The organism is Acidovorax sp. KPB24-07 (genome assembly GCF_057543315.1).
The window spans coordinates 1-11,772 of the sequence record NZ_BAAJYS010000110.1 but is presented as its reverse complement, the minus strand read 5'-3'; the positions used below and the strand labels follow the sequence as shown (position 1 = coordinate 11,772).

The following is an 11,772-nucleotide window of genomic DNA, read 5'->3' as shown; positions in this document are numbered from 1 at the left end:
ATTCGCGGCAGGGGGCCCGTGGGGCACGGGGCGCCGCCGCGGGTCTGCGAGGGGGTGCATCCGTGGTGGCTGCGGCGGAAGTCCGTCCCGCACCCGTTGCAGCCGCGCCGTCGCCTGCCAGCCCAGGACCTGTGGCCGGTGCCGTGCGAGGCAGCGCCAATTGGCCCAGATCCACGGGGCGGGAGGTACCAGCCGCCGATTCGGGCAGCTGCGCGAAAAAAAGTGTAGTTTCGTGTAACGCCACCGCGGCATCCCGCGGTGAGCCTGGCGGTGAGAATGGGTTCGTCGGCCGACACATTGGCCTGCACGCGCACGGCAGCGGATCGGCCGGCCGAGGCGGGTATCGGCGTCACCCGGACTTTGGAATCCGGAACTGGAGTCTCGCCGGACACCAGCCGGGCCGCCACGCAGGACGATTCGATGTCCGTGCCCGGGTCGGGCTGCACCTCGAACACCAGATCCACCGGAGCGCCCAGCACCACGGCGCCGCGGCTCGCGCCCAGCGAAAGTGCCGTGGCGCTGCAGGCAACCATCGACAAACTTGCACCAAGAATCGCGTTACTTATTTTCACAACAGTTTCTTTTTTTGTTCGGCCCATTCTGGCACATAAGTCCTCCCCAATACGCCGCCGCCATAATGCGCCCCATGACCAGCAACCCATTTTCCTTCGTGGGCATCATAGGCACCGGTGCCATGGGCCAGGGCATTGCCCAGATGGCGGCACAGGCCGGCAGCAATGTTCTTCTATTTGATGCCAAGCCTAACTCAGCAGGCGAAGCGATTGACCATATCAAGCAGCAATGGCTGCGCCTCGTAGGCAAGGGCCGCATTACCGAAGCCCAGGCCGGCGACTGGCAGGCGCGGTTGACGGCGGTGTCCTCGCTGGAAGGTCTGGCGCCATGCGACCTGATCGTCGAAGCCATTGTGGAACGGCTCGACGCCAAGCAGTCGCTTTTTGCACAGATGGAGCGCATTGTCGCCACAGATGCCGTGCTGGCAAGCAACACGTCCTCGCTTTCGGTGACGGCCATTGGTGCGGCGCTGCAACACCCCCAGCGTCTGGCGGGTTTCCATTTCTTCAATCCCGTGCCGCTGATGAAGGTGGTGGAAGTCATCGCCGGCCTGCGCACGGACCCCGCCGTGTGCGAGCGGCTTGCCGCGCACGCCCGCTGCATGGGCCACACCCCGGTGCATGCGCAGGACACGCCGGGCTTCATCGTCAACCATGCGGGACGCGGCTACGGCACCGAGGCGCTGCGGATCGTGAGCGAGGGCATTGCCGACTTCGCCACGGTGGACCGCATCCTGCGTGACCAGGTCGGCTTCAAGCTCGGCCCCTTCGAACTCATGGACCTGACCGCGCTCGATGTCTCGCATCCGGTCATGGAGTCGGTCTACCACCAGTATTTCGAGGAGCCCCGCTACCGCCCCAGCGTGATCACCGCCCAGCGCCTGGCCGGTGGCATGCTTGGCAGGAAGACCGGCGAAGGCTTCTTCCGCTATGCCGACGGCGTGGCGCAGGTGCCCGCGGAGCCAGCCGCGCCGGTCGTGGACCACATACCGCCGGTCTGGGTGTCTCCCCGCGCCGCGCGGCGGGCCGAGCTGTACCAGTTGCTCAAGGACCTGGGCGCGCAGATCGAAACCGGCACCTCGCCCTCTCCCAATGCGATCACGCTGGTGGCGCCCCTGGGATTCGACATCACCACAGTGGCCGTGGTGGAGCGGCTCGACCCGGCACGTACCCTGGGCATCGACATGCTGGTGGAAGACCCCGCCACCAGGCGCCGCGTGCTGGCCACCAATCCCGCCACGCGCGTAGACATCCGCAACGCGGCCCACGCGCTGTTCGCCCGCGACGGCAAGCCGGTGAGCGTGATCCGCGATAGCGGCGGCTTCGTCACGCAGCGCGTGGTGGCCACCATCGTGAACATCGCCAGCGACATCTGCCAGCAGGGCATCTGCAGCCCGGCCGACCTGGAAACGGCGGTCACGCTGGGCCTGGGGTATCCGATGGGCCCCCTCGCCATGGGCAATCGCTGGGGACCGACCAACATCCTCGAAGTGCTGTTCAACATGCAGACCGTGTATGGCGACACGCGCTACCGGCCTAGCCCCTGGCTGCGCCGACGCGGCGCGATCGGGCTCAGCCTGCTGCACGAAGAAGAGTGAACCCACCGATCTTCCCTGCGGGCCGGCGCACCGCCGGCCCTGCCCGCCTCTTCTTTACTTAAAGCGCCCATGCCCGCACAACTCCAGAGCACCAGCCACGGACAGACCCTCGTGCTGACCATCCGCCATCCGGAAATGCGCAACGCGCTCGATCCGGCCATCTACGCGGCGGGCATCGAAGCCCTGAACGGCACCGAGCGCAGCGCGGAGGTGCGCAGCGTGGTCATCACCGGCGCCGACGGCACGTTCTGCGCGGGCGGCAACCTGCAGCGGCTGCTGGCGCGGCGCCAGGAAGATGCCGAATCGCAGGCGCAGGGCGTGGAAGCGCTGCACCACTGGATCGAAACCATCCGCGCCTACCCCAAGCCGGTGATCGCCGCGGTCGAGGGCGCTGCAGCCGGCGCGGGCTTCTCGCTGGCGCTGGCCTGCGACCTCGTCGTGGCGGCGCGCAACGCGACCTTCACCATGGCCTACAGCAGCATCGCGCTGTCGCCCGACGGCGGCGCAAGCTGGAGCCTGGCCCAGGCCGTGCCACGCCAACTGGCCAGCGAAATGCTCATGGGTGGTGGCAAGGTGGATGCCGAACGCCTGCACGCCCTGGGCGTGGTCAACCGGCTGTCGCAGGCCGGCTCGGCCCTGGCCTGCGCGCTGGAACTGGCGGACACCCTGAACGCACGCGCCCCCAATGCGCTGGCCAGCATCAAGGAGCTGATCAGCGAGGCGCCGCAGAACACGCTGACCGCGCAGCTGGCCCAGGAGCGCCAGCACTTCGTGCGCAACCTGCAGCACCCCAACGCGGGTGAAGGCATCTCCGCCTTTCTGGAGAAGCGCCCAGCGCGCTATTAATAAGATAGCAATCAGGGCATATAAATCGCCGGCATCGGGGCATTTCGCCTCGAATCGCCGCCCCTGAGTTCCGCCATCGTCTTCGTGCCGCGCCTCCCGGCGCGTCGCGGCGTGGCCGTGCGCGCGTGCCAGACACGCAGGCGACAGCCCCGGGACAACGAGCAGCAGGCGCACCGGTCCCGGGCGCGACAATGAAAGCGATACCAGTCACCCAAAAGACAGACCAATGGACGACCCCATTCTTACCATCGAAGAACGTGAAGCGATCAATACCGGTCGCTGGTTCTCTTCCCTCTCCCCTTCTCTGCGGCACGACATTCTCCGATGCGCGTACGTCAAACGCTTCAAGGACGGCGGCCTGATCGCCGCCCGCGGCGATCCGCCCGAGGAATGGATCGCGTGCGCCCGCGGCGCGGTGCGGGTGAGTTCCACCTCCATCTCGGGCAAGCAGATCACGCTGACCTATGTGGAGCCCGGCATCTGGTTCGGCGACGTGGCGATCTTCGACGGGGACCGCCGCACGCACGATGCCTATGCGCATGGCGACACCACCATCCTGTGCGTGGCCAAGGCAGACTTCCGCAAGATCCTCAGCGCGCATGTGGAGTTCTACGAAGCCATGCTGCGCCTGCATGCCCGGCGCATCCGCCAGCTCTACGGGCTGGTGGAAGACCTCAACACCCTGCCCCTGCGCGCGCGGCTGGCCAAGCAGCTGCTGCACCTGGTGCGCAGCTACGGCATTCCCAGCCTCTCGGACGGACGCGAGATGCGCATTGGCCTGCAACTGGCGCAGGAAGAGCTGGCGCAATTGCTGGGCGCCTCGCGCCAGCGCGTGAACCAGGAACTCAAATCGATGGAGCGCGAGGACGCCATCCGCATCGAGCCGGGCGGCCTCGTGGTGCGTGACCGCGAAGCCCTGATGCGCATCGCAGAAACCGACAACTGACCGACCCGCCGGCCTCCCATCTCCACCGCACTCCATGAGCAACTACGACCACTTCATCGGCACCCGGCCCGTCTCCGATCAGCATGCGTTCGACACCCGGGCCCTGAGCGACTGGCTGGGCCGGAACCTGGATGGATTCGCCGGACCGCTGACGGTGGAGATGTTCAAGGGCGGCCAGTCCAACCCCACCTACAAGCTCGTCACGCCGGGCCGCAGCTACGTCATGCGCGCCAAGCCCGGGCCGGTCGCCAAGCTGCTGCCATCGGCCCATGCGATCGAGCGCGAGTTCGCGGTGATGAGCGGGCTGGCCGGTACCGACGTGCCCGTGCCCCACATGCATGTGCTGTGCGAGGACGAGTCGGTGATCGGCCGGGCGTTCTACGTGATGGAGTTCATGGAAGGCCGTGTGCTGTGGGACCAGTCGCTGCCCGGCCTGCAACCGGCCGAGCGCGGCGCCATCTACGACGAGATGAACCGCGTGATCTCGGCACTGCACACGGTGCGTTTCGCCGACCGGGGCCTGGCCGGCTATGGCAAGCCCGGCAATTACTTCGACCGGCAGATCGGCCGCTGGAGCAAGCAGTACGCGGCCTCCATCACACAGCCCATCGAGGAGATGGACCGGCTCATGGAGTGGCTGCCTGCGCACATTCCGGAGAGCGCGCGCGACGAGAACCGCGTGTCCATCGTGCATGGCGACTTCCGGCTCGACAACCTGATGTTCCACCCCACCGAGAACCGCGTGATCGCGGTGCTGGACTGGGAGCTGTCCACCCTGGGCCATCCACTGGCTGATTTCAGCTACCACTGCATGGCCTGGCACATCCCGCCGGGCATGTTCCGCGGCATCGCGGGGCTGGACATCGCGGCACTGGGCATTCCGGACGAGGCCGACTACATCCGCCGCTATTGCGAGCGCACCGGCTTCACCACGCCCGAGGCGCTGCGCGCCGACTGGAATTTCTACCTGGCCTACAACCTGTTCCGCCTGGCCTCGATCCTGCAAGGCATCGCCAAGCGGGTGGAAGCCGGCACCGCCTCCAGCGCCCAGGCACGCACCTCGGGCGAAGGCGCCCGGCCCCTGGCCCAGATGGCCTGGGGGTTTGCCCAGCGCATGTGAAACCACGGCCGGCGATGCAGCACCGCCGGCCTGCCCCCAAGCCTTTCAACCGGAGGACCGCGATGGATTTTGATTACTCACCGAAGACCCAGGACCTGCAGGCACGCCTGCGGCAGTTCATGGACGACCACATCTACCCTTCGGAGCCCGCCTATGCCGCCGAGTTGGCGGCCAACACCGCCGCCGGCAAGCGCTGGACGGCCCTGAACACCATCGAGCAGCTCAAGCCCAAGGCCCGCGCCGCCGGGCTGTGGAATTTGTTCCTGCCGGTGGACAGCGCCGCCGCCTCGGGCTATGACGGCGCCGGGCTGACCAACCAGGAATACGCGCCGCTGGCCGAGATCATGGGCCGCGTGCCGTGGGCCAGCGAGGTGTTCAACTGCTCCGCGCCGGACACCGGCAACATGGAGACCATCGCCCGCTATGGCAGCGAGGAGAACAAGGCGCGCTGGCTCAAGCCGCTGCTGGAGGGGCAGATCCGTTCGGCCTTCGCCATGACCGAGCCCGACGTGGCCTCCAGTGACGCGACCAACATCGAGACGCGCATCGAACGCCAGGGCGACGAGTACGTCATCAACGGCCGCAAGTGGTGGATCTCAGGCGCGGCGGACCCGCGCTGCGCGGTGTTCATCACCATGGGCAAGAGCGATCCGGAAGCGGCCCGCCACTCCCAGCAGAGCATGGTGCTGGTGCCCGCCGACACGCCCGGCATCCGCATCCTGCGACCGCTGAACGTGTTCGGCTACGATGACGCGCCCCACGGGCACGTGGAGATGGTGTTCGAGAACGTGCGCGTGCCCGCCTCCAACATCCTCCTGGGCGAGGGCCGCGGCTTCGAGATCGCCCAGGGCCGACTGGGCCCGGGCCGCATCCACCACTGCATGCGGCTCATCGGCCTGGCCGAACGCGCGCTCGAGCTGATGTGCCGCCGCGCCAGCAGCCGCGTCGCCTTCGGCAAGCCGGTCTCGCAGCAGACGGTGACGCAGGAGCGCATCGCCGAGGCCCGCTGCAAGATCGACATGGCCCGCCTGCTCACCTTGAAAGCGGCGTGGCTGATGGACGTGGCCGGCAACAAGGTCGCACGCACCGAGATCGCCATGATCAAGGTGGTCGCGCCCAGCATGGCCTGCCAGGTGATCGACTGGGCCATGCAGGTGCATGGCGGCGGCGGCATGTGCGACGACTTTCCGCTGGCCTATGCCTATGCCAACGCGCGCACCCTGCGCTTTGCCGATGGCCCGGACGAGGTGCACCGCAACGCCATCGCCAAGTGGGAACTGGGCAAGTACGGAACCTACGGCAGCAGCGTGGAGCCGCCCATCACCCGCGGCTGCTGACAGCCTGCAGCCCCAAGGTGCAGGGGCCCACGCATCCCGGACCCCTGCCCTTCAGATTCCACTCCAAGAGGTTGCGATCGCCCCGGATCACGGGGCGTTTTTCCATGGCATCGAGAATCGGCACGGGGCGCCCCCGACCCGGAGCCCACCGTCACTCCCAACGTTGCCGAGCCGCAATGGCCCCCAAGGGGTACTCGCGCCGTCCATGCGGTTGGCGCAGGACAATCCGGCAAGCGAAACGCTCGATGCCGATATCGTCTTCCAGCATCTTTTCCATCAGCGCCTGAAAAGCGCCGATGCCCGACACCACGATCTTGAGCAGGTAGTCGTATCCGCCGCTGACGTTGTAGCACTCGACGATCTCTTGGTACTTCCCGGCGCCTTCCTCGAACTTTCGAAAATCATGCGGCCGGTGGCTGCCGATGGTGACCTCGGAGAACACGATGACGTGATCCCCCAGTTTTTCAAGCGCGATGTCGGCGCTGTAGCCACGGATCAGTCCGATCTCCTGCAGCCGCTTCGTGCGCAGGAGACACGGGCTGGGGCTCAGCCCCACCGACTTGGCCAGATCGACGTTCGAGCAGCGCCCTTCGCGCTGAAGATGCGCGAGGATCTTGAGGTCAAACCGATCGAACAGGATGGCCGATTTCATGGCGCTATCGTATGGCCAAGCCGCCTTGCCTTGTGGTGCATGTCTCGGCCAGCGATTCGTCGAGCGCTTGGACAACCATGCCGGCCTGCTCCGCCGACAACACCAGCGGCGGGCGGATCTTGAGCACGTTGTGTCCCTGGGCACACGCGCTGAGCAACACGCCTTTGTCGCGCATCCGGTTGACGACCCGGCTGGTGAGTTCGCGCGCCGGCGCCCGCGTCGCCCGGTTTGATACCAGTTCGACGCCCACGAAGAGCCCCGCCCCCCGAACGTCGCCGATGGCCTCGTGCTTCGCGGCAAGCCCCGCGATGCCGTCGAGCAGCAATCGGCCGATCCTGGCCGCGTGCGGCACCAGTCGGTCCCGCTCGATGGTCTCCAACACCGCCAGGGCCGCTGCGCATGAGACCGTGTTGCCGGCGAAGGTGTTGAAGTAGCGGGAGTTCTTGCCGAATTCCGCCAGGGCGTCGGCTGTCGCAAGGATGCCGGCGATCGGCTGGCCGTTGCCCATGGGCTTGCCCATGGTGACGATGTCGGGAACGAGGCCGTGGCGCTGGAAGCCCCACAGATGCTCTCCCGTGCGGCCGAAGCCAGGCTGCACCTCGTCGGCGATGAACAGCCCGCCCGCGCGCTGGATCGCCTCGACCGCCCCCTTCAGGAAGCCCGCGGGCTCGGGGAGTATGCCGTCGCTGGTGAAAAGCGAATCGGCGATCAAGGCGGCCGGCCGGATGCCATGGCGCTGCAGGTCGGCGATGGCCGCCTCGACGTCGCGCGTGAAGCGCTCGCCGAGGTCGGCACCCTCCGCGTGGTAACGGCGCGGCGCCGGCACCAGGCGAACGTGCGCCCCCAGATCGACGGTCGGGCCCAGCGAGGGCGAGAACTGCGACACGGCGTCCGTGATGCCGTGGTATGCCGTGTCGGTGACGATCACCCCCGTGCCGCCGGTGCGCACCTTGGCGATGCGATAAGCCAGGTCGTTGGCCTCGCTGCCGGTGCAAGTCAGCATCAGGTGGGCCAGATCCGTGCCCGGCACGCTGGCCAGCAGGCGCTCGGCCAGTTCGAGGATGGTGTCGTGGAGGTAGCGCGTGTTGGTCGCGAGGGTCGTCACCTGGCGGCAGATCGCCTCGGTCACTGCAGGGTGGCAATGACCGAGCGAGGTAACGTTGTTGTAGGCGTCGAGGTAGCGGCGGCCCTGGGGGTCCATCAGCCAAACGCCGTCACCGCGCACGATGTGCAGCGGATGCTCATACATCAGCCGGTAGGCCGGGCCGAGCAGCGCATTGCGCCGATCGATCATGGCCTCGGTGGCGGGGCCGACCTGGGCTCGGCCGGGGATGTAGGCATTGACCATATTGAAATCAGCAGTGGTTTTCATGGCGGGGTTTCAGTGGGTGTGGGGGTCAACAGGCGGTCGCGCGCCTCGTGGCGGGAAAGGTCTGCCATCTGCGACAGCGCCTGCCAGGCCGCCGGGTTGTGCCGCATGATGTAGTCGCGGTTTTCGGGATAGCGCAAGGCCCGCCACTCCGAGATCAAGGCCGTGATCAGGTGGCGCGTTGCCATGAGATCGGCGACGATCTCCTGCTCCGGCTCGGTCAGCGGCACAACGGATTGGTAGGCCCTGACGAACTGCGCCGGCCCTTCGAACGGATCGGCGCAGCCGGCCATGTGGAAGGCCGCCGCCGTGGCCACCTCGCCGACCAGTGGCGCGTGCAGCATGTCGCCGAAGTCGATGATGCCGGTGATGCGCGACGGGTCGTGCGGCGCGACCAGCACGTTGTAGAGGTGATAGTCGTTATGGATCACCTGCGCCCTCAACGAAGCAAGGCGAGGCAGCACGTGGTCGATGAAGCGGGCCATGAACGACTGGGCCAGCACGCGCCTCGGGCCTTCCACCAGGCTGTCGAGCTGGACGGTCAGACGATGCGCTGCCGACACGTTCCACAGCAGATCATGGGCCGCCGCCGGGTGCGTGAAGCCTTGCAGGGCAAGGTTCAGCGCGGCCAGGCCTTGCCCCATCGCCACCCGCTGGGCAGCGGTGCGCGGTGTCTCCCGGATCTGGATGCCATCCAGGTAGGTGAGCATGCGCACGGTGGTCCGGATGCCCCCGGCGAGGTCCACGGTATCGCGCGCGCGTCCGTCCAGCATCCGCACCACGCGCGGAACCGGCTGGCCGGGCGATGTGCGGGCGATGTGCTCGATGGCGGCGATCTGGAAATCGACCAGTTCCACCCGCTCCGAGGGGTTGCTGATCTTGAACACGTAGCGCGCGCCGTCGGCCGATTCCAACGCGCAGTTTTGGTCGCGCTCGCCAGCGAGTGCCCTCACGCCGACGTCGAGGCCGTAGAGGCGCTTCACCAGCCGCTGCACCTCGGCTGGCGCCAGTTGGGGCGCTGCCGTGCTCAGTGCCGCGGCTTGGTCACGCATCGCGCCCTGGGTTCCCAGGTGGGGGTCGAGGCGGAGCATCAGAGTCCGAGCAATGCAGGAAGCTGGCGAACGTCTGTCAGGCGGCACACGCCATAGTCGCTCGACGCAGGCTCATGGCCCCGGTCGATGAAGGCCTTGGCCATGAACCCCAGGTCAGACGCCGTCATCAGGTCATAACGAAAACTCGACGAGACATGCATCATCTGATCGGGCCCGCATCCCAGCCGGTCGAACATGTATTCGAAGGCTTGCATGCGCGGCTTGTACGCGCGCGCTTCCTCGGCGGTATAGACCGCGTGGAAGGTGGCCTTGAGGTGCGCGACGCTGTGGGGAATCAGGTCGACCATCGAGTTCGACAGGACGACCAGCGGTACTTCTGGCGCAATCGCCTCCAGCACTTCCACCACGTTCGGGTGTGGCTGCCAGGTCGGCACGGCGTCGTACAAAGCGGCAGCATCCGATGCCAGGCATTCGATGCCGTGCGCCTTGCAGGCACGTTGGATGGCGTTCGCCACCACGTCGTAGAAAGGCTTCCAGTCGCCCAGCACCTCGTCGAGGCGATAGGCCCGAAAACTGTCCAGGAACGCAGGCATCCGATCGGCCGCCACCCGGTCTTTGAACAGGATCTTTGCCGTCGGCCCCATCTCGAAGTTGATGAGCGTGCCGTAGCAGTCGAAGCTGATGAATCGAGGTTTGAAGATCATGGGCAGATCTGCTGTGTTGAGGTGAAACGAGTCTAGGACTGCACCCTTTACAGGAGATGCCATATCGATGCGAGTCCCGAGCAGTTTCTTTGTCAATCTGCACGGGGCCTGGCATTTTTGGATAGTGTTGTTTTGCCCTCGTCCGGCGCGATGGCGGCCACTACCGCATCGCGAGGCGCATCCTGCGCATGCGATCACGCAGGGGTGGCCCGATGGGGAAATGGGGCTGAAATCCCAGCGCCGACGGGCAGGTCCCGTTGCGCTGAGCACTTGCCGATTCGTCAGGCCAGCCTTGGCTCGCCGCGTTGGAAGACCGCGTTCGATCGGCCCGCAGCGAGCCGCTGCGATCTCCCTGCATTCACGGTCGCAGCGAATCCGCCTCGGCGCAATTCGTGCCAGCCGGTCCTAGTTCTTCGCTGTGCCCTGCGGCAGGTGCTGCAGGGCGCTGCGGGCAGCCTCGTGCAGCAGCATCACCGCATCGGCCAGTGTCTGCAGGTGGTCGCCCGGGTATTCGATGCGCAGCGACACCTTGCCGCGCGCCACCATCAGCATCAGCGGCGGCGCTTTCGGCGCGCGCGTGCCCGCTTCATCGGGCTCGCCCTGGGCCGGCAGCAGCATCTCCAGCAGATGGGACACCATGGACGGCTGCACCCACCGCTTGGCGTGCAGGCCGCCCTCGCCCACCACCGCGAAATGCTGCCAGAAAGGCAGCGGCACGCCGGGCCACGCCATCTCCTCGAACATGGCGAGCCAGCGCACTTCCTCGGGCAGGTCCCCTGGCAACGAGGTCTGCAGCGTGTCGGTGAAGGCACCGTAGGCTTCGCGTTCCAGCGCCTCCTTGAGGGGGCGGGATACCAGCATCAGCGCCACGTCGGGCTCCACGCCCACATCGATGCGTGCGCGCAGTTCCGTGCCCCTCAGGTAATGGCGCTGTGGCGCCCCGCACTCCAGGCGCCAGGTGCGCCCTTCGTACTGGCCCAGCATCAGGAACCCGCCAGGCTCCGCGGTACGCGAGAAAGCCAGGCCCTGCGCGGCCGCCCATTGCTCGGTGTCCTCCAGCGATACGGGGCGCGGAGGATCGTCGGGGCGTGGGCCCAAGGCGAAGGCTTTGCGAAAGCGCTCGAACATGGTGTGAAAAAATCAGGCAAAGGCTCGGCAGAAGCAGCCATTATTCGCCCAAACCGGCCCCCTCTGCTTGCACGCGCCAGCATGCACGGCACTTTCCACCCCTTGGGACTTTTGGGGTACTTCTTCGCTACTTGCCAGGCCGTTTCTGCCTGGCCATCCGATATCACCGCATGACCACACCGCCCGCCGCCCCGACCCACGCCGCCGCCCTCTCGCGCAGGGCCGCCATCGCCGCAGCGGCCCTGGGGCTGCTGCCCGTTGCCGGAGCATGGGCTGGCACCGGCGCGACGTGGCCGCCAGAGGGCACCTCCGGACACCGCGGTGCAATTGGTGCGGTGGGTGCAGGGCACCGGCCGACCACGGCGGCCTGCCCGTTCGCCGTGATCGACAAGCTGGGCTCGCGCGCCTGCAATGTCTTTGCCGACCGACGGGCGCTGGCGCGGCAGCG

General features: G+C 67.0%; 11 protein-coding genes. 6 read left to right on the top strand and 5 right to left on the bottom strand.

From position 1 onward, the window contains the following. The first annotated feature begins 646 nt into the window (after window positions 1–646). The 5 genes from AC27IQ_RS13070 to AC27IQ_RS13050 all read left to right on the top strand — a co-directional run bounded on the left by AC27IQ_RS13070 (window position 647) and on the right by AC27IQ_RS13050 (window position 6,419). On the top strand, window positions 647–2,170 hold the full coding sequence (locus AC27IQ_RS13070; RefSeq protein WP_487089720.1) for a 3-hydroxyacyl-CoA dehydrogenase: 1,524 nt from the start codon (window positions 647–649) through the stop codon (window positions 2,168–2,170). A 69-nt stretch (window positions 2,171–2,239) separates the two neighbouring features. Next, entirely contained in the window at window positions 2,240–3,016 is a 777-nt protein-coding gene (locus tag AC27IQ_RS13065; RefSeq protein ID WP_487089719.1) for an oxepin-CoA hydrolase, alternative type, read from the top strand. 226 nt (window positions 3,017–3,242) lie between these two features. Further along, entirely contained in the window at window positions 3,243–3,962 is a 720-nt protein-coding gene (locus AC27IQ_RS13060) for a Crp/Fnr family transcriptional regulator (RefSeq protein ID WP_092743762.1), read from the top strand. A 34-nt stretch (window positions 3,963–3,996) separates the two neighbouring features. Then, window positions 3,997–5,082 carry a phosphotransferase gene (locus AC27IQ_RS13055; RefSeq protein WP_284414487.1) on the top strand — a complete coding sequence of 362 codons (1,086 nt, stop codon included), beginning with the start codon at window positions 3,997–3,999 and terminating at the stop codon, window positions 5,080–5,082. A gap of 62 nt (window positions 5,083–5,144) precedes the next feature. Beyond that, window positions 5,145–6,419 carry an acyl-CoA dehydrogenase family protein gene (locus AC27IQ_RS13050; protein WP_487089718.1) on the top strand — a complete coding sequence of 425 codons (1,275 nt, stop codon included), beginning with the start codon at window positions 5,145–5,147 and terminating at the stop codon, window positions 6,417–6,419. A 151-nt stretch (window positions 6,420–6,570) separates the two neighbouring features. On the opposite strand, the gene AC27IQ_RS13045 is transcribed toward AC27IQ_RS13050, so the two are convergent. The 5 genes from AC27IQ_RS13045 to AC27IQ_RS13025 all read right to left on the bottom strand — a co-directional run bounded on the left by AC27IQ_RS13045 (window position 6,571) and on the right by AC27IQ_RS13025 (window position 11,324). After that, window positions 6,571–7,071 (bottom strand): Lrp/AsnC family transcriptional regulator, encoded by a 501-nt coding sequence (locus AC27IQ_RS13045; protein WP_284400048.1) that lies wholly within the window; start codon window positions 7,069–7,071, stop codon window positions 6,571–6,573. A 4-nt stretch (window positions 7,072–7,075) separates the two neighbouring features. Continuing rightward, window positions 7,076–8,443, bottom strand: coding sequence for an aspartate aminotransferase family protein (locus AC27IQ_RS13040; protein WP_487089717.1), 1,368 nt, complete (start codon window positions 8,441–8,443; stop codon window positions 7,076–7,078). Beyond that, window positions 8,440–9,531: a phosphotransferase gene (locus AC27IQ_RS13035; RefSeq protein WP_487089716.1), complete on the bottom strand. Its 1,092-nt coding sequence runs from the start codon at window positions 9,529–9,531 to the stop codon at window positions 8,440–8,442. Before AC27IQ_RS13035 ends, AC27IQ_RS13040 begins: the two co-directional genes overlap by 4 nt. Next, window positions 9,531–10,196: a haloacid dehalogenase type II gene (locus tag AC27IQ_RS13030; protein WP_317354235.1), complete on the bottom strand. Its 666-nt coding sequence runs from the start codon at window positions 10,194–10,196 to the stop codon at window positions 9,531–9,533. The genes AC27IQ_RS13035 and AC27IQ_RS13030 overlap by 1 nt, the downstream gene beginning before the upstream one ends. Before the next feature lie 405 nt (window positions 10,197–10,601). Continuing rightward, a complete protein-coding gene (locus AC27IQ_RS13025; RefSeq protein WP_284404528.1) occupies window positions 10,602–11,324 on the bottom strand; it encodes a hypothetical protein in 723 nt (240 codons plus the stop codon). A 170-nt stretch (window positions 11,325–11,494) separates the two neighbouring features. Between AC27IQ_RS13025 and AC27IQ_RS13020 the strand changes: the two genes are divergently transcribed. Continuing rightward, on the top strand, window positions 11,495–11,772 hold a 278-nt coding region (locus tag AC27IQ_RS13020), incomplete at its 3' end, for a hypothetical protein (protein ID WP_487089715.1).